Source organism: Corynebacterium sp., from assembly GCF_030826625.1.
Classification (GTDB): domain Bacteria; phylum Actinomycetota; class Actinomycetes; order Mycobacteriales; family Mycobacteriaceae; genus Corynebacterium.
This window is the reverse complement of record NZ_JAPJNQ010000048.1, coordinates 1-18,017: the sequence shown is the minus strand read 5'-3', so window position 1 is coordinate 18,017 and position 18,017 is coordinate 1. Positions and strand designations below refer to the sequence as shown.

Sequence of the window (18,017 nt, the reverse complement as noted above, 5' to 3'; positions counted from 1 at the left end):
CGACAAGGCTCCTGAGGAGAAGGAGCGCGGTATTACCATCAACATCTCCCACGTGGAGTACTCCACTCCTAAGCGCCACTACGCGCACGTGGACGCCCCAGGTCACGCTGACTACATCAAGAACATGATCACCGGTGCCGCTCAGATGGACGGCGCTATCTTGGTTGTTGCAGCTACCGACGGCCCAATGCCACAGACCCGCGAGCACGTTCTGCTGGCTCGCCAGGTTGGCGTTCCATACATCCTGGTTGCACTGAACAAGTGCGACATGGTTGACGACGAGGAAATCCTCGAGCTCGTTGAGATGGAAATCCGCGAGTTGCTGGCTGACCAGGAATTCGACGAAGACGCTCCAATCGTTCACATCTCCGCTGTCGGCGCCCTCGAAGGCGAAGAGAAGTGGGTCAACGCTATCGTTGACTTGATGGACGCTTGCGACGAGTCGATCCCAGATCCAGATCGTGCAACCGACAAGCCATTCCTGATGCCTATCGAGGACATCTTCACCATTACCGGTCGCGGTACCGTTGTTACCGGCCGTGTTGAGCGTGGCTCCCTGAAGGTTAACGAAGAAGTCGAGATCATCGGCATCAAGGAAAAGTCTCAGAAGACCACCATCACCGGTATCGAAATGTTCCGCAAGATGCTGGACTACACCGAGGCTGGCGACAACGCTGGTCTGCTGCTTCGCGGTACCAAGCGCGAAGACGTCGAGCGTGGCCAGGTCATCGTTGCACCAGGTGCATACTCCACCCACAAGAAGTTCGAAGGCTCCGTTTACGTCCTGTCCAAGGACGAGGGCGGCCGCCACACCCCGTTCTTCGACAACTACCGTCCTCAGTTCTACTTCCGCACCACCGACGTTACCGGTGTTGTTTCCCTGCCTGAGGGCACCGAGATGGTCATGCCTGGCGACAACGTCGACATGTCCGTTGAACTGATCCAGCCAGTCGCTATGGACGAGGGCCTGCGTTTCGCTATCCGCGAAGGCTCCCGTACCGTTGGCGCCGGCGTCGTCAACAAGATCCTCGACTAATTCGAGTCTTTGACGCCCTAGTCTGGCGTGCTCTCGGGCGCGTCGGCTAGCTGACAGTTCTTAGCCGTCACCGATTATTCGGTGGCGGCTTTTTGCATGCGTTTTCGTATTAGTCCCGGAGTTGGGTGAGCACACGATGCGCCATCGTTGCTCTAGTGGCCGTCGGGGATTCGCCAGGGCTGGAGTGAACAGTGCCAGGCTTTCGAATGAAGGTTCTTTCTACTTAGCTCCGCTTGCCTGCAACAATATTTGCCAAAATCGGGAAAATTGCCACGGTCAGTGCTCCACCCGCGACAAAAATTGAAGCGGTTTCTTGCTTCATCAGCTCGGAATCAACAGCTAACGATGTGACTGCAACGATTATTGGCAGACCTGTTGCGGAATAAAAACCTACCTGTAAACGCTCACGGAAAGACTTAATATCGGAGCCGGTATTGTTGACGTTCTCACGGAGGAATACCGGTAGTCCTCGTGTCAAAAGGATTAATGCCGGTATTCCCAGTACCTTACCCGGATTGTTGACGATAGTGTCCCAGTTTATCGACATACCGGAGACTACGAAGAAGAGCGGTATCAGCATTGAATAGAATGCAACATCTAAGCGATGCTCTAGAGGCTCATGGAATTTGTCTGGAATCATTCGGTTGAGGATGATGCCTGCTGCGAATGCGCCGAGCACGATATCAAGTTCGAACACCGCAGCGATTGCCATCAGCGTTGCCAATATGAGGACGATGAGACGGAGAATAGTCTGATTGGTTGATCCCGCGCCAGAGACAAATGCTCTGCCGATTCCAGGTATAGCGTGCGCGATTGCCGAAGGCGCAATGGCAACCAAGAAGGCTACAGCGATAAAAGCCACCATAACGAGTAACGTCGTCCAGGTTCCGTGCGTACCCAACAACAAGGCCATCGCGGTAATGGGCGCGATCTCTCCGATGGCGCCGTGGATCATTACAGCGTCACCGACTCTCGTACCTAATACTTTGTCTTGCTTAAGCATAGGTGTAAGTGTGCCGAGAGCGGTTGAAGTGAGGGCTAAGGCAACGACGATGGCCGCAGGAATTGTTCCTAACAAGACGTATGCACCGATGCCACAGGCCAGGGCACATATCAGCCAAGTTGATAGCGCGGTCTTAGCTTGCTTTGAGCGCAATGATTGGAGATTAATTTCGAAGCCGGCTAACAGAAACAGGGCGCCGACGCCTAGTTCTTTGAGCATGCCGATGCCTTCTTCTTCTGCAGCCAAATTGAGCACCGACGGTCCTATCAGCATTCCGAATACCAATAGCAGCGCTACCGCCGGTATCCGATTTCTGAATACGTATGCAACCAGAGGTGCCAGCAATGCCCCAGCCATGATCCAGGCGAAAGAAACTAAAGCATCGGTGTATTCAGTCGCTCCCGCTGCAAGGTAAATCGTGTCGTTCGCTTTCGTACCCGTTGCCAGCGCGTATCTAACATCAGCCCCGTTGGTAGTCATGATTCATAGCGTGCTCGGCGATGCGTTTGCATTAGCGTTGGCGAATGTTTTGCGTAATCTAGTCAGCGAATGAGCAGGTGTTTAGACCAAAAAACCGCGCATCGGGTGTTATCCCAATACGCGGTGTGGAAATTCTTGATGCAGCGTGACGATCTGATGCTCCTGGCCTGGGCGACCAGATTGCAACGACGAATTTAGATAGCTGGCTCTACCTTATTCATGTGAAGGAGGTATACGGTATCGATATCGACGTCTTCAATGGCATCGCGTAGATCAGTTTCGCTTGATTCGATCATGTCGTTGAGCTTCGCTAGGTCAGCCTCAGGGCGGGCATTGATAGTGAACTCGATTGTCGGGCGTTGTCGGTCTATGGATACCTTGTGTTTGGCAGACGTAATATCCGTATCCTTTTCTAGTTGCGCCGTTACAGCCTGTGCGATGTGAGCAACGTGCATGGTGATATTGCCTGTTGTATCAGAAGCGCTGGAATCTACGCGCGAAAACGTTCTACGGCGGAGGTTGATGACGATCAACCACAAGCCGATGATGATCGTTCCGGCTAGCACACCCCAGAGCAAGTATTCATACCAATCCTGTTCTGGAAGCGCTTGCCATGCTTGCGGGTCGCGCCAAAGTGCAAGATCTTTCGCGAACTGTACATCGAAATGCACGAGCACGGGCCACAGGCCGAAAACGATAAGCCCCACCGAAAGCAAGAAAAAGATGAACCGGTCGATGAAAGCCGTTAGTTTGCTCATGATAGGCCCTCCTGAGAATTCCCGTTTTCGACCTGAACCTCGATCTTCGGTAGGTCATGCAGGTATGACAGCTTCGTCGCCAATGCTTTTTCTACACGCTCCGGCAGAGATGCATCGTCGGCGTCACCTTCGACTACCACCTTGAGCTTCTTGCCGGAGAATTTGGAATGAGCTGAGCGTGCCCCTGGTAGTTGCTGCGCGGTAGCAGAACTAATACGAGCGATATCGACCGGACGCAACCAGGTGGGCGCATCGCTTTTGACCGCACGGTGCGTGCGAGCACGAGGCTTAAAGGTCACGATAAGCAGGACTACGCCGAGAACGATAGCAGCGACGCCAGCCCAGACAATCCACTCGGGCAATTCATCCTGGCCGAAAAATTCCGTAATTGGGGTGATCCAGCTCTGCTGGTCACTGTTTGGCATGACTACTGCGAGTTCGCGAATTACGACTCCGGCAACAGCCAGCAACAATAGCCCAAGAATAACAGCCAGCGCACGTGCTATTGGCGATGCTTTTGGTTCCTGACCGTGGAATTCCTGACTCTTAGCCACGTGAACCACCTCTCATCTCTTGGATCACCTGACGCGTATCCTTGCGGTAAATTTCGCGCAAGGGCTGCTGTCGTGGGACAGTCACCTTGCGGAACGGATGATCCATTGGCGCATAAGGCTTACGCAATTGCTGCTTCATTGGAGTGCGAACTTTACGCAGTTTCCGTTGCTTCGGCACCACTGGGCTGCTTGGACGACCAGCATTGGCGACCTCGATGTCACGCAACGGCAACGGCTTCGGTGCTTGCACCTTCCGGAGCTTCTTGCGACGAACATCAACTTCGCGGAGTTTCTTGCGACGAATATCAACTTCGCGGAGCTTACGAGGCTTTGGAGCCTGTGCAGAATGAACGCGAGGTTTTTTTGCTTGAACCTTACGCAATTTTCGTTCTGGAGGTAGCTCCACAGGGCGTGATGCAAACGAGCGCGTGTTGACGTCGACAAGCTCCTGTGGTTCTGGAACCACAACGTCGCGCAGTGGTTGCTGCTGTGGCGCTTCTACTGGAACCACGGGCAATTCACCAATGCTGACTTCGCGTAATGCCACAGGTTCGACGACGCCGACTTCCCGCAGCGGTTGCTGTTTAGGAACGTAGACCTTCTTGAGCTTGCGCTGTGACGGCACACTTGGTGAAAACGGCCGCATAGGTTTGGGGGCTTTCACCTTGCGCGAAAGCGGCAATTCATTGACCGTGATTTCACGAAGAGGCTTTGCTGCCGGAACCTCAACGGATACCGGGTCTGACGGTTCAGCAACAGAGATAACGCCGAGTGGCTTTGGCCATGGAGCCTCAACTGGGCGCTGGACGGCAAGATTGCGTGATTTCACCTCGGTGAGTTCCTCAATTCGAGGATTCGTGATGATCTCGCGTAGTGGAACTTCATCCGCAACCGAGACATCACGCAGCGGTGCAGACTTCGCAACTACGATTTCGCGCAGTATTTCCGTTTTGGCTTCGACCTGAGGTTGGCTAACTTCAATCTCACCAACGGAAATCTGCCGAGGCGTGAAACTGCTGCGTGCCTGTACATCAACACGGCTAATGCGTTGCTTCGAAGGCACCGCTTCACCAATGGTGACGTTGACGCGCGTAGCTTCGTAACCCATGTAAACGTCTAAAGCTTCAGCGACGGCCTTACGGACTTCGGCCGCAACACGAACCGCGGGCGAAGGCCAGACAACGGCAATGACGACGTCGACAGAAGCTTTTTGCGCTTCTTGATCCAACCGGACATCGAAACGAGGGTAGTTGCGCGAAAGCAACCCACCGTCTACGTCGGTGGTTCCTGGAACCCGGTAGATCGCACGTTCGACGACGTGTTCTGCAACGCGGGTCTTGTAACTAGTGGTGCCTGCAGTCTGCGAGGAGTTTTTAGCAACTTCGTTCTGGCTGGATTCAGTGCTCGCAAGTGATTCCGTGTTGGCCGCAGGTTTATCCTGCTTTTCCATTAGCCCTGACCTTTGCCTGAAGAGAAAATATTCGTCAGATCAATACGGCCATCGAAATGTGCGCCAATGGCAGCGCCGATAAGTGCAAACGGAATCGCCCAGAGGGAATACCATCCGGTGATGTAGATCAGCAGCAAAATACCAATGCCGACCAGTGCGCCAATCAATGTGTAACTCATGTTGTTCATAGGACCCGTCCTCAAAAGTCTTACTACTGGGTAGATGTGGAGCTATCGGTGGCATCAGAAAAGATCACGTCCACGCGGCCTAGTTCGATGGAGCAGGCTGTCTGAGCAACATCGCGGATATCAGATGCGAGATCGTGCAAATTCACGCCCGCTGCATAATCAGCGGTGATGTGAATTTCGATGTGTAATTCACCTGCACCAGGTACTCGGCGTAGGCCAGAAATGCGTTCGCCAGGGTAGAGCAAGGCAACCTCGCCGAAACGACCGGCATGGAGCCCGGCTACCCCGTGAACATCTTTAACGTTGGATGCGATGGATCGCGCATCCGCCACCTCAAGCTGGGGTGCTTGAGTTGCGGCCATGTTTAGCGATCCTGGCCAGACGAGATAGCGGTCTGCTCGTCTTCGTCTTCTTCTTCCTCGTCGCCAGGCAGCTTGACGTCGTGAACGTTGACGTCAACGCCGGAGACGTTCAGGCCAGTCATGCGCTCAACAGCGGAGATGACGTTACGACGGATAGCGTCGGCCAGCTCGTGAATGGCAACGCCGTATTCAGCGGTGATGGCCACCTCAACAGAAGCGGTGCCATCTTCGACCTCAACGGATACGCCCTGCTTAACGTCTTCCGAACCGAAGGTCTGGCGAATGGAGCCCATGACACGCTGAGAGGTGGATCCCAGAGAAGCAACACCCGATACTTCGCGGGTTGCCAAGCCAGCGATCTTGCCAACTACACCGTCATCGATGGTGGTGGTGCCGTGCTCGGTTTCCAGGTTGCTGTTGACTTTGCGAGCAGGGGTGTTGTCAGAAGACTGGTTCTGGTTTTGTTTTTGGTCGGCCATTTTGGCGCCTACCTTTCTGCTGTCTCATGGTTAAAAGATGAGACCCCGGTGGCTAAGTAGCCGTAGCGGTGATCGCAGTGAGAATCCTGGAGCACCCGGGGCTTGTTCTGAAACTGCCAAGAGGCGAAAGCCGCAATTTGTTGTGGCCTGCCTTGCTTGGTCGTGTTCATTTTACGGGAAAACCACCGAAAGTGCGCGGGGGTGGTATAGATCACCCCTACCGGTTGAGTGATCGGATATGTATCAATTGGGAGTGCTGGGGTTGAACAATATCGTTTGACGTGTTTAAATGGCTAGGTTGCTTAGACAGGGTGTAGTCCGCCTAGAACTACGGCGAATACCGTGCTAGCCAGATGCACTGTGGTTAAGCAATCATGACACCTTCGTCGTGCATGGCTCCTAAAAAACTCTCAAAACATCAGGGGTCGCACAAAATGCACAGAAGGGCTGCCAATCGGGCTAGGTCCGTCGCTACAGACTGGGTATCCCGAGCGGGAGTACCGGAGAAGGGGCATAGCAAGTAAACAGCGGCAGTACACAGTTAGGTTTTAACCGGAACTGTTATGGCTTAACGCGATCTATTTGCGTGTCAGGCCGTATCCGGTGCGTGTCAGAAAAACCGAATACTGACGTTGCTTTGCATTCAGCTAGCCCTGGACGCGGACAACGTTGAAGAGAAATCGAAAAGCGAGCTTTCGTTCAGATAGAGGCGAAAGCAAGCGAGGAAGAGGATAATCGTGGCGGGACAAAAAATCCGCATTAGGCTCAAGGCCTACGATCATGAGGCAATTGACGTCTCGGCAAAGAAGATTGTCGAGACAGTCACACGCACTGGCGCCCGCGTTGTCGGGCCTGTGCCACTGCCGACTGAAAAGAACGTCTATGCCGTTATCGGTTCTCCACACAAGTACACCGATTCGCGTGAACACTTCGAAATGCGCACTCACAAGCGCTTGATCGACATTCTCGACCCGACGCCAAAGACCGTTGACGCATTGATGCGTATCGATCTTCCGGCCAGCGTTGATGTCAACATTCAGTAATCGCGAAGCGAAAACTACGTACAACTGTCTAACACTGTCAGTGGAGAACAAATAATGAGCGAAAAAGAGATCAAGGGCATTCTGGGCACCAAGCTCGGCATGACTCAGGTCTTCGACGAGAATAACCGGGTTGTTCCGGTTACCGTCGTCGAAGCTGGTCCTTGCGTGGTTACCCAGATCCGCACCAAAGAAAAGGACGGCTACACCGCCATCCAGATCGCCTTCGGCGAGATCGACCCACGTAAAACTGCAAAGCCGCAAGCAGGTCACTTCAAGAAAGCCGGCGTTACCCCCCGCCGTCACGTAGCGGAAATCCGTATGGATGACACCTCCGCCTACGAAGTCGGTCAAGAAGTAACCGTCGACATCTTCGAGGGCGTTAACCTCGTCGACGTCACTGGTATCACCAAAGGTAAGGGCTACGCTGGCGCCATGAAGCGCCATGGCTTCGCTGGTCAGGGTGCCTCGCACGGTAACCAAGCTGCACACCGTCGAGTCGGTGGCATTGGTGGTGCTGCAACCCCAGGCCGTGTTTTCAAAGGCAAGCGCATGGCCGGCCGTATGGGTCGTGACCGAGTCACCACCCAGAACTTGAAGATTCAAAAGATCGACGCAGAATCTAACTTGCTGCTCATCAAGGGTGCTATCCCCGGTGTCAACAAGGGCGTCGTTACCGTTAAAACCGCTGTGAAGGGTGGTGCATAAGCATGAGTAACCTCACGCTAGATGTACAGACCGCTGAAGGCTCCACCAACGGCACCGTCGAATTGCCAGCTGACATTTTCGACGTAACAACCTCGGTTGCCACCATGCACCAGGTTGTTACTGCTCAGCTTGCTGCCGGCCGTTCCGGTACCCACAAGGTTAAGACCCGCGGTGAAGTCCGTGGTGGTGGCCGTAAACCGTTCCGTCAGAAGGGAACCGGTCGCGCTCGTCAGGGCTCGATTCGTGCTCCTCACTACACCGGCGGTGGCATCGTGCATGGTCCAGTCCCACGCGACTACGCACAGCGCACGCCAAAGAAAATGATCAAAGCTGCCCTGTTTGGTGCTCTGTCTGATCGTGCTCGTAACGGCCGCATCCACGTCATCGACGAACTGGTGCCAGGCCAAGAGCCATCCACCAAGAAAGCGAAAGCATTCTTGGAGCGCGTTTCTTCGAACAAGAAGATCCTGCTGGTTATCAACCGCGAGGATTTGAACGCAAAGCGCAGCGCCAACAACCTGCCAAACGTCCACATCCTGGATTCTGGCCAGCTCAACACCTACGACGTGCTGAATTCCGATGACGTCGTATTTTCAGCTGCAGCCCTGCATACCTTCATTAACCGCGGAGCAGAAGTCGCCGCTGCAGGGGAGGAAAACTAACATGGCTAAAATCGTGAACCCACGCGATATCATCATCGCACCGGTTGTTTCCGAGAAGTCCTACGGCCTGATGGAACAGAACACTTACGCGTTCAACGTCGCCAAGGACTCCAACAAGAACCAGATCAAAAATGCCGTTGAAGAAATCTTCGGCGTGAAGGTAGCATCCGTCAACACCCTGAACCGCGAGGGTAAGCGCAAGCGCACCCGCACTGGTTTCGGTCGTCGGAAAGCCACCAAGCGCGCTTATGTAACTCTTCGCGAGGGCAGCGACTCCATCGATATCTTCGGCTCTAACGCCTAAGACTTCGGAAGGTAAGGAAGAATTATGGCTATTCGTAAATACAAGCCGACAACTCCGGGTCGCCGCGCGAGCTCCGTTTCCGACTTTCAGGAAATCACCCGTTCCACCCCGGAAAAGTCGCTACTGCGTCCACTGCACAAAACCGGTGGTCGTAACGTACACGGACACATCACCGCTCGGCACATTGGTGGCGGCCACAAGCGCCGTTACCGTCTGATCGATTTCCGTCGCAACGACAAAGACGGCATTCCAGCCAAAGTTGCGCACATCGAATACGATCCAAACCGCACTGCAAACATCGCTTTGCTGCACTACGCCGACGGCGAAAAGCGCTACATCATCGCCCCTAAGGGCCTGAAGCAGCATACCGTTGTTGAGTCCGGCGCGGATGCAGACATCAAGGTTGGCAACAACCTGCCGTTGCGTAACATCCCAACTGGTACCACCATCCACGCTGTAGAACTGAAGCCAGGCGCAGGTGCCAAGTTGGCACGTTCCGCTGGTTCCTCGATTCAGTTGCTGGGTAAAGAAGGCAAGTACGCCATCCTGCGTATGCCTTCCTCGGAAATCCGTCGCGTTGACATTCGCTGTCGCGCTACCGTCGGTTCCGTTGGTAACGCTGAGCAGATGAACATCCGCTGGGGTAAGGCAGGACGTATGCGCTGGAAGGGCGTTCGTCCTACCGTCCGTGGTGTTGTCATGAACCCGATCGACCACCCACACGGTGGTGGTGAAGGTAAGTCTTCCGGTGGTCGCCACCCAGTATCCCCATGGGGCAAGAAGGAAGGTCGCACCCGGAACCCGAATCGCTATTCCAACAACATGATCGTGCGCCGTCGTCGCCCGAACAAGAAACGCTAAGAGGAGGTAACACGCTATGCCACGCAGTCTAAAGAAAGGCCCGTTCGTCGATGAGCACCTCCTCAACAAGGTGGACGCTCAGAACGAAAAGGGCACCAAGCAGGTAATCAAAACCTGGTCCCGCCGTTCCACCATCCTGCCGGACTTCATCGGACACACCTTCGCGGTGCACGATGGCCGCAAGCACGTTCCCGTATTCGTGGAAGACTCCATGGTCGGCCACAAACTCGGCGAATTTGCTCCTACCAAGACCTTCAAGGGTCACGTCAAAGAAGATAAGAAGAGGCGATAAGCGATGAGTGACGTTATCACCAGCGCATCCGCCACTGCTCGGTACGTGCGTGTAACCCCAATGAAGGCACGTCGCGTCATCGACCTGGTGCGCGGAAAGTCAGTTTCTGAAGCTCTAGCTATCCTGAAGTACGCCCCACAGGCCGCAGCGAAGCCAGTCGCCAAGGTAGTTGCCTCGGCTGCCGCCAACGCTGAAAACAACTTCGGCCTGAACCCAAGCACCTTGGTTATCTCGGAGGCTTACGCCAACGAAGGTCCAACCATGCGTCGTTTCCAACCGCGTGCTCAGGGTCGTGCGTTCATGATCCGTAAGCGCACCAGCCACATCACTGTGGTAGTCGAAAGCCAGGAAGAAGGTGCCAAGTAAATGGGTAACAAGATCCATCCACACGGCCTACGTTTGGGTATTACCGCTAACTGGAATACCCACTGGTTTGCTGACAAAGACTACGCAGACTACGTGGCCGAAGACATCAAGATCCGCAATTTCCTGTCCAAGGGACTGGATCGTGCAGGTATCGCCGACGTCGTCATCGAGCGCACTCGTGACCGCGTCCGCGTAGACATCCACACCGCTCGTCCGGGCATCGTCATCGGTCGTCGTGGTGCGGAAGCTGACCGCATTCGCCGAGAGCTGGAAAAGCTCACCGGCAAGATGGTCGCGCTGAACATCCTGGAAGTTAAGCAGGTCGACGCTAACGCCACCTTGGTTGCTCAGTCCATCGCTGAACAGCTGGTTAACCGTGTTGCATTCCGCCGCGCTATGCGCAAGGCGATTCAATCTGCAATGCGCCAGCCGCAAGTCAAGGGCATCAAGGTCATGTGCTCCGGTCGTCTGGCTGGTGCCGACATGTCCCGCGTTGAGCGTTACCACGAAGGTCGCGTCCCACTGCACACCTTGCGTGCAGAAATTGACTACGGCACCGCCGAAGCCCACACCACCTTTGGCCGCATCGGCATCAAGGTATGGATCTATAAGGGCGACGTCGTCGGCGGCGTACGGGAATCCGAACTGAACGCACCATCCGAGCGTCGTGGCCGGGGCGATCGTCGTCCTCGCCGTGGTGGCCAGCGCCGCCAGCGCGCTCAGCAGAAGAAGGACTAAAGCATGCTTATTCCTAAGCGCGTGAAATTCCGTCGCCAGCACCGCCCAAAGCGTAGCGGTGTCTCGAAGGGCGGAAACCGCATCAATTTCGGTGACTACGCAATCCAGGCTCTGGAGCCTGCCTATGTCACCAACCGCCAGATCGAGTCCGCACGTATCGCCATCAACCGCCACGTCAAGCGTGGAGGTAAAGTGTGGATCAACATCTTCCCGGACCGTCCACTGACGCAAAAGCCACTCGGTGTACGTATGGGTTCCGGTAAGGGACCTGTCGAGAAGTGGGTAGCCAACGTTAAACCGGGCCGCGTACTTTTCGAAATGTCGTACCCGAACGAAGCAGTCGCTATTGAGGCTCTGCGTCGTGCCAGCCAAAAGCTGCCATGCAAGGTCCGCATCATCAAGAAGGAGGACCAGCTATAATGGCAACCGGTACCCCTGCATCCGAGTTCCGCGAGCTTGACGAAAAAGAGCTCAAGCAGCGTCTAAGTGACGCTAAGGAAGAACTATTCAACCTGCGTTTCCAACTGGCAACCGGTCAGCTGACGAACAACCGCCGCATCGGCGTCGTCAAGCGCGACATTGCCCGCGTCTACACCGTGCTTCGGGAACGTGAGTTGGGTATGACCGAAACTCCAGGAGCTGAGGCATAACTATGAGTGAGGCAACTGTGACAGATTCCACCAAGGGCCCTACCCCGAAGAAAGAAAAGGAAAAGGGCGCCCGCAAGGTTCGGATCGGCTACGTCGTATCTGACAAAATGCAAAAGACCATTGTCGTCGAGCTCGAAGACCGTAAGCAGCACGCGCTGTACGGCAAGATTATGCGCTCGAACAGCAAGGTTAAGGCTCACGACGAAGACGAGATCGCCGGCATTGGTGACCGCGTCCGCATCGTCGAGACCCGTCCGCTGTCGAAAGACAAGCACTACCGTCTCGCAGCGATCGTCGAAAAGGCTAAGTAGTCCAACAACGGACAGAATTTATACCTGTCGACGGCGACACTCGTTTGAGACGCCTGGTCGTTAGCTAACTCACGACCAGGCAAAACACCCCGCTACGGCCCGCCCGTGCGGGGTTTCTTTTTAACTTAGGGAATCCATATCATGATAGGCTAATCTGAGTTGACTTCAGTCGATTTCAACGAAACACGACGAAAGGTGAATGGATGTTCCGACGTTTTAGCATTAAAACCGCAGTAACTGCGAGCCTGGCCGGCTTTGCATTGCTCGCCGCAGGATGCTCGAACTCGCAAGACTCTGCCGACAGCGCAGATAGCTCTGACGAAAAGATGGAGGCCACTTCGGAAGAACGAATTGCGGCAGTCGGCCTGGGCGATGCCGATACGGTCCTGGCTCTCGGTGAGACCCCAGTCGCGATTGCCCCGTGGGCAGGCTCCAACGATGGGGTAGGACCGTGGTCGGAAGATCTATTGAGTGGCGCTGATCCTGCCCTGATCCGCGATACTTCCGGCGGCTTCGATCAACAGCACATCGAGGCGATAGCAGCAACGGACCCCACGAAGATCATCGCAGTCAATCACTCAATTGATGACGAAACCAAGAAGAAATTCGAAACCATTGCGCCGACCACGCTGCACTCCGCAGAAGATAGCGATTGGCAAATTCCGTGGGAAAAGCAAGTAGAAACCATCGCCAAGGCGTTGGATAAAGAAGACGAAGGCCAAAAGCTTATCGACGAGACGAATGCTGCCTTCGAGAAATTCCGGGAGGACCACCCAGAACTGCAGGGCAAAACCGCGGCCATCGCATTGCCATCTGACAACCAGCTGAGCCTGTACACCTCTGGTGATGGTCGTGGGCAATTCATCGAAGACCTTGGCTTTGTCATTCCGGAGGAGCTGCAAGACACCGACGGCGAATTCTACCGGACCATCGCGGCTGAAAATTTCAGCGAATATAACCAGGTCGACTACCTGTTCATCGTGGACTGGGAAGGTGCAGCCGACAAGATTAAGTCCCTGGAGGCATTCCAAAACATCGATGCCGTGAAAAACGGCAACGTCTTTTACTTCGATGACCTCACCGGGACCGCCATGTCCTTGCCGAACCCTCGCACCATCCCATATTCCATCGATAAATTCACTGAGAAGCTCAGCGATACCGCTAAATAATCGCCAACTAGCGAGGCTTTCGGGGGTCCAACGGGCACACGGACGGTGTGCCCGTGACTGGGTCGGGGACCACCATCGCCGCTAAACCATAGACGTCTTCGACCAATTCGGCGTCCAATACTTCACCGGGGGCTCCGGTGGTCACTATCTCGCCCTTTTTCATCACGATCAAATGATCGGCATACCGTGCTGCTTGATTTAGATCGTGCAATACCGCGACGATAGTTTTTCCTCTTTCGTGGAAATCGCGCATGAGCTCCATTAATTCGTACTGGTGCGCAATATCCAGAAACGTAGTTGGCTCGTCCAGCAACATGATCGGAGTTTGCTGCGCCAACAACATCGCAATCCACACGCGCTGGCGCTGCCCACCCGATAATTCAGCTACTAATTTCCCTGAAATATCTTCCAAACGAGTCGCAGCCAGTGCCTCAGCGACAGCCTGCTCATCCTGCTTGCTCCACTGGTGAAACAGGCTCTGATAAGGAGCGCGCCCACGCGCAATCAAATCAGCCACCCGAATTCCATCTGGCGAGCTAGAAGACTGCGGTAATAGCCCCAACTGTCGCGCGACCTGTTTAGCGGGCAAGCTGGCGATCGCTTTGCCATCAAGAAGCACCTCACCTTGCGATGGGGTGAGTACCCGCGAAAATGCACGAAGCAAGGTTGATTTACCACAACCATTCGGGCCGATTATCGCGGTGAAGGAATTATCCGGGATTTCGACGTTGATATCGCGGGAAATGGTGGCGGTGTCATAACCGATGGTGGCATTGACGACGCGGAGACGTGGAGCAGTAGAGTTCATCGTTATTGCTTCTCAGTGTGGGGGAGTATGTGTGGGGGCGTTCGCGTGGGTTTGTGAGTGGACAGCAAGGTATGAGCCGAGCTGGTTCCTGAGCCGAGGTGTATCCTTCTTTGTCAGCCGGTGCCGTAATGTCGCTTAGATTCGCGTATCAGTAGCCACAACATGTACATGCCGCCGATGACGACGGTGATCAAGCCGACCGGAATTTGCCGGTAGAACGTGGCGATAATCAACGACAATACGTGTGCTCCGGTTAACAACACAGCGCCCATAGCGGCGGCGCCGAGGAGAGAAACCCCAGCGGTGTGCATTAATCGGCGAGCGATTTGCGGTGCGACCAACGCAATAAACGAAATTGGCCCGGCAGCTGCTGTCACGAGCGCAGTGGTAGCAACCCCCACCACGATAAGCAGCAGGCGCGCACGGTTGACTTCGAAGCCTTGCGTCGTCGCGGCGTCGTCGCCAAGCTCTAAGTGCCGTAGCGGACGCGACAGTATTGCAGCCCCGATGATGACGATTACCCCGAGCACCAGCGTGGGCAGCAGGCCTTGCCAGGTCACTTTCGTGATGGATCCGGCTGCCCAAAAACCAACCTGCATGCCTTCTTCCACATCGGCGCGGGTGATGAGATACGAATTCAACGAGGTCAACATGGCGGAGATGCCAATGCCGACGATGATCAACCGGAATCCCTGTACGCCTTTGCGCCACGCCAAGACGTAGACCGCTAAGGCGGTGATGATGCCACCGATAATGGAGGCCGCGGCGATCGACCAAAAACTACTCGTGCCGATCACCAGCATCGTGATGACGACGGCGGTATAAGCACCCGCATCGAAGCCGATGATGTCCGGCGAGCCGAGCGGATTGCGGGTCAGTGATTGGAAAATTGCCCCGCCGATGCCAAGTAACGCACCGAAGGCGACGGCGGCCACGGCGATGGGTAAGCGCCATTCACGCACGATGGTGGTATCGAAACCATCTCCGCCGCTGAACAAGGCGGTTATCACTTCGCCCAAATCCAGTGGATATTCGCCGAGAGTGATGGCCGCGATCGCCCCGATCAGAGCTAGGGCGAACAAGATTAGCGCGGTCAGCAGAAGGCGGGTAGGGAACTGCAGTGAGACCCACCTAGTGCGCACGACGAGTTTGCGGTAACCAGGGTCCACCGGTGCAGGTACTTGTGTGTCCTGTGACTGGGTACTCATAGTCCACTCGCTTTCCGACGGCGCACCAGCATGATCAGCACCGGTGCGCCGACCACTGCAGTGATGATGCCGACTTCAATTTCTCCAGGACGCGCGATGACGCGGCCGATGACGTCGGAAGCCAACACCAGCACAGGTGCTGCCAGGGCTGAATAAATAATGATCCAGCGCTGATCCGGGCCGACTATCCACCGCACGACGTGCGGAACCATCAGACCGACGAAAGCCAGACCGCCCGTCAGTGCGGTGGCACCACCTGCCAGCAGCGTGACCGCAATGATGCCCAGCACGCGGGTACGCACGACTTTGGTGCCAAGTGAAGCAGCGAGGTCGTCGCCAAGCGCAATCGAATTCAGTGACGACGAAATCGCTAGCGCGAGAACCAAACCTGCCGCTAGGAATGGTGCGACTAGAGCGGTATCAGAGAGGTCGGCGCGGGCAACAGACCCCAAGCTCCAGTTGCGGATGGCTTGGAAAGTGTCGGGGTCGATCAGGGTAAGAAACTGTGTGATTCCAGAAAGCACCGCCGCCAAAGCCACACCGGCTAGCACCAACGTCGCGGGGTTTGCCTTGCCGCTTGCCCCTAACGATGCGCCAGAGCCGATGAAATAAACCACTACGGTGGTGATCGCTGCGCCTAGGAAGGCGAACCAGATATACCCGCTGATGCTGGTCAATCCGAAAAACCCGACGCCTAAGGTGACCGCGAATCCGGCGCCGGCATTGACTCCGAGGATACCGGGATCGGCCAGTGGGTTGCGTGTTAACGCCTGGATGAGAGCACCCGCCACGCCGAAGGCTGCGCCGGTCGCGATCGCCACGACGGTACGGGGGATGCGCAGGGTCCAGACAATGATGGCGGCTTCGGAGTTATCGCGGGCAAGCAGGCCATTCCAGACTTCACCCCAGGGCAAAGGGTTAGCGCCGAGGGCGATGCTGAAGCAGATCATCACCACGATGGCGGCGAGTATCGCCAGCATGCCCAGCGTACGGCGGGCAAAAAGTGCAGGTGCCTGCATGAACCATCCTTCGTTTTCAGCAGGCCGGAGAGTTTTTGACCGCCGAGACCTGCCACCGAAATGTTTTCAACTTGGACAGCCTACCCTCTCAGCAGAGAATTAGCCATGCCTAGGCTATTTGCTGGATTTAGATATGTGTTATTGCGCATCGATTGCGCAAATTATCCCGGACGCGACCACCGGCACGGCCGCAGCTACAAGTCGCGAACTGAGTTGAACAATCATCCCAGGCTGTGGTTGAATAGCAGGGTTGCCGATGCAGGTCGGTGGATTTGTGATGCGTTTCCGAATCGCAACCGCCGAGACCCTTCGACCGCCACTGACTTTTTCTGTGGCGTGTTCGTCGACAAGCATCAGGTAACTGCAAGAACAAGACCGAGTGCGATCAGGACGGAAATCTTTTCGCACATAAATCCAGGTCAGGAGACCAACTGTGATTCAACAAGAATCGCGCCTGAAGGTCGCCGATAACTCCGGTGCACGAGAAATTCTCGTCATCCGAGCTCTCGGTGGATCCGTGCGACGCTTCGCAGGCATTGGTGACATCGTCGTCGCTACTGTCAAAGAAGCTGTCCCAGGCGGAAACGTGAAAGAGGGTGACGTCGTTCGCGCCGTCATCGTTCGCGCAAAGAAGGAAACCCGTCGTCCAGACGGCTCCTACATTGCTTTCGACGAAAACGCTGCTGTCATTCTTCGTTCCAACGACAATGACCCACGCGGTACCCGTATCTTCGGGCCTGTCGCTCGTGAGCTGCGTGAGAAGAAGTTCATGAAGATTGTTTCTCTCGCACCGGAGGTGATCTAGGTGAAGGTACACAAGGGCGATATGGTCCAGGTCATTTCGGGCCCAGATAAGGGCGCGCAAGGCAAGGTCATTGAGGCATACCCAAAGACCAACAAGGTTTTGGTTGAGGGTGTCAACCGCATCAAGAAGCACGTTGCGAACTCGGCTCCGGAGCGTGGCGCTGAGTCTGGCGGAATCGTTACCCAGGAAGCACCAATCCACGTTTCCAACGTCGCGGTGCTCGATTCTGACGGTAACCCAACTCGCGTTGGCTACCGCTTTGACGAGAACGGCAAGAAAGTCCGGATTGCTCGTCGCAACGGGAAGGATATTTAAGGCATGAGCGACAACTACACTCCACGTCTGAAAACCCGTTACCGCGACGAAATCAAGAACAAGCTGAACGACGAGTTCTCCTACGACAACGTCATGGAGATCCCTGGTGTTGCCAAGATTGTTGTCAACATGGGTGTTGGCGATGCTGCGCGTGATTCCAAGCTGATTAACGGTGCCGTAGAAGACCTGACCCTGATTACTGGTCAGAAGCCACAGCTGCGTCGTGCAAAGAAGTCCATCGCGAACTTCAAGTTGCGCGAAGGCATGCCAATTGGTGTGCGCGTGACTTTGCGCGGCGACCGTATGTGGGAGTTCTTGGATCGTCTGCTGACGATCGCGCTGCCACGTATTCGTGACTTCCGCGGTCTGTCTGATCAGCAGTTCGATGGTCACGGTAACTACACCTTCGGCCTGTCCGAGCAGACCATGTTCTACGAGATCGACATCGACA

The 18,017-nt window shown here is 55.3% G+C and carries 26 protein-coding genes; 16 read left to right on the top strand and 10 right to left on the bottom strand.

The annotated features are described in order from the left end of the window. A partial coding sequence (gene tuf / locus RCH87_RS07180; protein ID WP_306516033.1) for an elongation factor Tu occupies positions 1-1,036 on the top strand: 1,036 nt, incomplete at its 5' end. A gap of 223 nt (positions 1,037-1,259) precedes the next feature. Here tuf and RCH87_RS07175 read toward each other — a convergent pair. The 7 genes from RCH87_RS07175 to RCH87_RS07145 all read right to left on the bottom strand — a co-directional run bounded on the left by RCH87_RS07175 (position 1,260) and on the right by RCH87_RS07145 (position 6,310). Then, the gene (locus RCH87_RS07175) at positions 1,260-2,519 is read right to left on the bottom strand and encodes a cation:proton antiporter (protein WP_306516032.1); all 1,260 of its coding nucleotides are present in this window, start codon (positions 2,517-2,519) and stop codon (positions 1,260-1,262) included. Positions 2,520-2,713: 194 nt separating this feature from the next. After that, positions 2,714-3,277: an alkaline shock response membrane anchor protein AmaP gene (gene amaP, locus RCH87_RS07170; RefSeq protein ID WP_306516031.1), complete on the bottom strand. Its 564-nt coding sequence runs from the start codon at positions 3,275-3,277 to the stop codon at positions 2,714-2,716. Continuing rightward, positions 3,274-3,831, bottom strand: a complete 558-nt coding sequence (locus RCH87_RS07165; RefSeq protein ID WP_306516030.1) for a DUF6286 domain-containing protein — start codon at positions 3,829-3,831, stop codon at positions 3,274-3,276. Before RCH87_RS07165 ends, amaP begins: the two co-directional genes overlap by 4 nt. Beyond that, positions 3,824-5,281, bottom strand: a complete 1,458-nt coding sequence (locus RCH87_RS07160; protein WP_306516029.1) for a hypothetical protein — start codon at positions 5,279-5,281, stop codon at positions 3,824-3,826. Before RCH87_RS07160 ends, RCH87_RS07165 begins: the two co-directional genes overlap by 8 nt. Continuing rightward, positions 5,281-5,469, bottom strand: a complete 189-nt coding sequence (locus tag RCH87_RS07155; RefSeq protein ID WP_306516028.1) for a hypothetical protein — start codon at positions 5,467-5,469, stop codon at positions 5,281-5,283. The genes RCH87_RS07160 and RCH87_RS07155 overlap by 1 nt, the downstream gene beginning before the upstream one ends. A 23-nt stretch (positions 5,470-5,492) precedes the next feature. Next, positions 5,493-5,831, bottom strand: coding sequence for a hypothetical protein (locus RCH87_RS07150; RefSeq protein ID WP_306516027.1), 339 nt, complete (start codon positions 5,829-5,831; stop codon positions 5,493-5,495). Between the two features lie 2 nt (positions 5,832-5,833). Then, complete coding sequence (locus RCH87_RS07145; protein WP_306516026.1) at positions 5,834-6,310, bottom strand: Asp23/Gls24 family envelope stress response protein; 477 nt, start codon at positions 6,308-6,310, stop codon at positions 5,834-5,836. 737 nt (positions 6,311-7,047) lie between these two features. Between RCH87_RS07145 and rpsJ the strand changes: the two genes are divergently transcribed. The 12 genes from rpsJ (at position 7,048) to RCH87_RS07085 (ending at position 13,411) form a co-directional block, all read left to right on the top strand. Next, positions 7,048-7,353 carry a 30S ribosomal protein S10 gene (gene rpsJ / locus RCH87_RS07140; RefSeq protein WP_018121308.1) on the top strand — a complete coding sequence of 102 codons (306 nt, stop codon included), beginning with the start codon at positions 7,048-7,050 and terminating at the stop codon, positions 7,351-7,353. A 54-nt stretch (positions 7,354-7,407) separates the two neighbouring features. Further along, a complete protein-coding gene (rplC, locus tag RCH87_RS07135) occupies positions 7,408-8,058 on the top strand; it encodes a 50S ribosomal protein L3 (protein ID WP_306516025.1) in 651 nt (216 codons plus the stop codon). Positions 8,059-8,060: 2 nt separating this feature from the next. Further along, positions 8,061-8,720 carry a 50S ribosomal protein L4 gene (rplD, locus tag RCH87_RS07130; RefSeq protein ID WP_306516024.1) on the top strand — a complete coding sequence of 220 codons (660 nt, stop codon included), beginning with the start codon at positions 8,061-8,063 and terminating at the stop codon, positions 8,718-8,720. Position 8,721: 1 nt separating this feature from the next. Then, positions 8,722-9,024 (top strand): 50S ribosomal protein L23, encoded by a 303-nt coding sequence (rplW, locus tag RCH87_RS07125; RefSeq protein WP_306516022.1) that lies wholly within the window; start codon positions 8,722-8,724, stop codon positions 9,022-9,024. Between the two features lie 24 nt (positions 9,025-9,048). Next, on the top strand, positions 9,049-9,885 hold the full coding sequence (gene rplB / locus RCH87_RS07120; RefSeq protein ID WP_306516021.1) for a 50S ribosomal protein L2: 837 nt from the start codon (positions 9,049-9,051) through the stop codon (positions 9,883-9,885). Between the two features lie 16 nt (positions 9,886-9,901). Further along, complete coding sequence (gene rpsS / locus RCH87_RS07115; RefSeq protein WP_018121303.1) at positions 9,902-10,177, top strand: 30S ribosomal protein S19; 276 nt, start codon at positions 9,902-9,904, stop codon at positions 10,175-10,177. Between the two features lie 3 nt (positions 10,178-10,180). Beyond that, positions 10,181-10,543 carry a 50S ribosomal protein L22 gene (gene rplV, locus RCH87_RS07110; protein WP_306516020.1) on the top strand — a complete coding sequence of 121 codons (363 nt, stop codon included), beginning with the start codon at positions 10,181-10,183 and terminating at the stop codon, positions 10,541-10,543. Next, positions 10,544-11,281 (top strand): 30S ribosomal protein S3, encoded by a 738-nt coding sequence (gene rpsC / locus RCH87_RS07105; protein WP_306516019.1) that lies wholly within the window; start codon positions 10,544-10,546, stop codon positions 11,279-11,281. A gap of 3 nt (positions 11,282-11,284) precedes the next feature. Then, the gene (gene rplP / locus RCH87_RS07100; protein ID WP_306516018.1) at positions 11,285-11,701 is read left to right on the top strand and encodes a 50S ribosomal protein L16; all 417 of its coding nucleotides are present in this window, start codon (positions 11,285-11,287) and stop codon (positions 11,699-11,701) included. Continuing rightward, a complete protein-coding gene (gene rpmC, locus RCH87_RS07095) occupies positions 11,701-11,931 on the top strand; it encodes a 50S ribosomal protein L29 (protein WP_021353222.1) in 231 nt (76 codons plus the stop codon). The genes rplP and rpmC overlap by 1 nt, the downstream gene beginning before the upstream one ends. Positions 11,932-11,933: 2 nt before the next feature. Beyond that, positions 11,934-12,242, top strand: a complete 309-nt coding sequence (rpsQ, locus tag RCH87_RS07090; RefSeq protein ID WP_306516017.1) for a 30S ribosomal protein S17 — start codon at positions 11,934-11,936, stop codon at positions 12,240-12,242. A 203-nt stretch (positions 12,243-12,445) separates the two neighbouring features. Beyond that, complete coding sequence (locus tag RCH87_RS07085; protein WP_306516016.1) at positions 12,446-13,411, top strand: iron-siderophore ABC transporter substrate-binding protein; 966 nt, start codon at positions 12,446-12,448, stop codon at positions 13,409-13,411. A gap of 7 nt (positions 13,412-13,418) precedes the next feature. Here RCH87_RS07085 and RCH87_RS07080 read toward each other — a convergent pair whose 3' ends face one another. From RCH87_RS07080 to RCH87_RS07070, 3 genes are all read right to left on the bottom strand, one after another. Continuing rightward, complete coding sequence (locus RCH87_RS07080) at positions 13,419-14,219, bottom strand: ABC transporter ATP-binding protein (RefSeq protein WP_306516015.1); 801 nt, start codon at positions 14,217-14,219, stop codon at positions 13,419-13,421. A 113-nt stretch (positions 14,220-14,332) separates the two neighbouring features. Continuing rightward, entirely contained in the window at positions 14,333-15,427 is a 1,095-nt protein-coding gene (locus tag RCH87_RS07075) for an iron chelate uptake ABC transporter family permease subunit (protein WP_306516014.1), read from the bottom strand. Further along, a complete protein-coding gene (locus RCH87_RS07070) occupies positions 15,424-16,446 on the bottom strand; it encodes an iron ABC transporter permease (protein ID WP_306516013.1) in 1,023 nt (340 codons plus the stop codon). The genes RCH87_RS07075 and RCH87_RS07070 overlap by 4 nt, the downstream gene beginning before the upstream one ends. A 433-nt stretch (positions 16,447-16,879) precedes the next feature. On the opposite strand from RCH87_RS07070, the gene rplN reads away from it, so the two are divergent. From rplN to rplE, 3 genes are all read left to right on the top strand, one after another. Next, on the top strand, positions 16,880-17,251 hold the full coding sequence (gene rplN / locus RCH87_RS07065; protein ID WP_018121291.1) for a 50S ribosomal protein L14: 372 nt from the start codon (positions 16,880-16,882) through the stop codon (positions 17,249-17,251). Then, a complete protein-coding gene (gene rplX, locus RCH87_RS07060; RefSeq protein WP_018121290.1) occupies positions 17,252-17,566 on the top strand; it encodes a 50S ribosomal protein L24 in 315 nt (104 codons plus the stop codon). Between the two features lie 3 nt (positions 17,567-17,569). Beyond that, positions 17,570-18,017 (top strand): 50S ribosomal protein L5 (gene rplE / locus RCH87_RS07055; protein WP_306516012.1); only part of this gene is annotated, 448 nt, incomplete at its 3' end.

Coding starts and splice junctions, on each gene's coding strand:
- RCH87_RS07145 (WP_306516026.1), bottom strand. CDS start 6,310: ATGGCCGACCAAAAACAAAACCAGAACCAGTCTTCTGACAACACCCCT.
- rplB (WP_306516021.1), top strand. CDS start 9,049: ATGGCTATTCGTAAATACAAGCCGACAACTCCGGGTCGCCGCGCGAGC.
- RCH87_RS07075 (WP_306516014.1), bottom strand. CDS start 15,427: ATGAGTACCCAGTCACAGGACACACAAGTACCTGCACCGGTGGACCCT.
- RCH87_RS07175 (WP_306516032.1), bottom strand. CDS start 2,519: ATGACTACCAACGGGGCTGATGTTAGATACGCGCTGGCAACGGGTACG.
- rplD (WP_306516024.1), top strand. CDS start 8,061: ATGAGTAACCTCACGCTAGATGTACAGACCGCTGAAGGCTCCACCAAC.
- rplP (WP_306516018.1), top strand. CDS start 11,285: ATGCTTATTCCTAAGCGCGTGAAATTCCGTCGCCAGCACCGCCCAAAG.
- RCH87_RS07160 (WP_306516029.1), bottom strand. CDS start 5,281: ATGGAAAAGCAGGATAAACCTGCGGCCAACACGGAATCACTTGCGAGC.
- rpsS (WP_018121303.1), top strand. CDS start 9,902: ATGCCACGCAGTCTAAAGAAAGGCCCGTTCGTCGATGAGCACCTCCTC.
- amaP (WP_306516031.1), bottom strand. CDS start 3,277: ATGAGCAAACTAACGGCTTTCATCGACCGGTTCATCTTTTTCTTGCTT.
- rplW (WP_306516022.1), top strand. CDS start 8,722: ATGGCTAAAATCGTGAACCCACGCGATATCATCATCGCACCGGTTGTT.
- rplC (WP_306516025.1), top strand. CDS start 7,408: ATGAGCGAAAAAGAGATCAAGGGCATTCTGGGCACCAAGCTCGGCATG.
- RCH87_RS07150 (WP_306516027.1), bottom strand. CDS start 5,831: ATGGCCGCAACTCAAGCACCCCAGCTTGAGGTGGCGGATGCGCGATCC.
- rpmC (WP_021353222.1), top strand. CDS start 11,701: ATGGCAACCGGTACCCCTGCATCCGAGTTCCGCGAGCTTGACGAAAAA.
- rpsQ (WP_306516017.1), top strand. CDS start 11,934: ATGAGTGAGGCAACTGTGACAGATTCCACCAAGGGCCCTACCCCGAAG.
- rplV (WP_306516020.1), top strand. CDS start 10,181: ATGAGTGACGTTATCACCAGCGCATCCGCCACTGCTCGGTACGTGCGT.
- RCH87_RS07085 (WP_306516016.1), top strand. CDS start 12,446: ATGTTCCGACGTTTTAGCATTAAAACCGCAGTAACTGCGAGCCTGGCC.
- RCH87_RS07080 (WP_306516015.1), bottom strand. CDS start 14,219: ATGAACTCTACTGCTCCACGTCTCCGCGTCGTCAATGCCACCATCGGT.
- rpsC (WP_306516019.1), top strand. CDS start 10,544: ATGGGTAACAAGATCCATCCACACGGCCTACGTTTGGGTATTACCGCT.
- RCH87_RS07155 (WP_306516028.1), bottom strand. CDS start 5,469: ATGAACAACATGAGTTACACATTGATTGGCGCACTGGTCGGCATTGGT.
- RCH87_RS07070 (WP_306516013.1), bottom strand. CDS start 16,446: ATGCAGGCACCTGCACTTTTTGCCCGCCGTACGCTGGGCATGCTGGCG.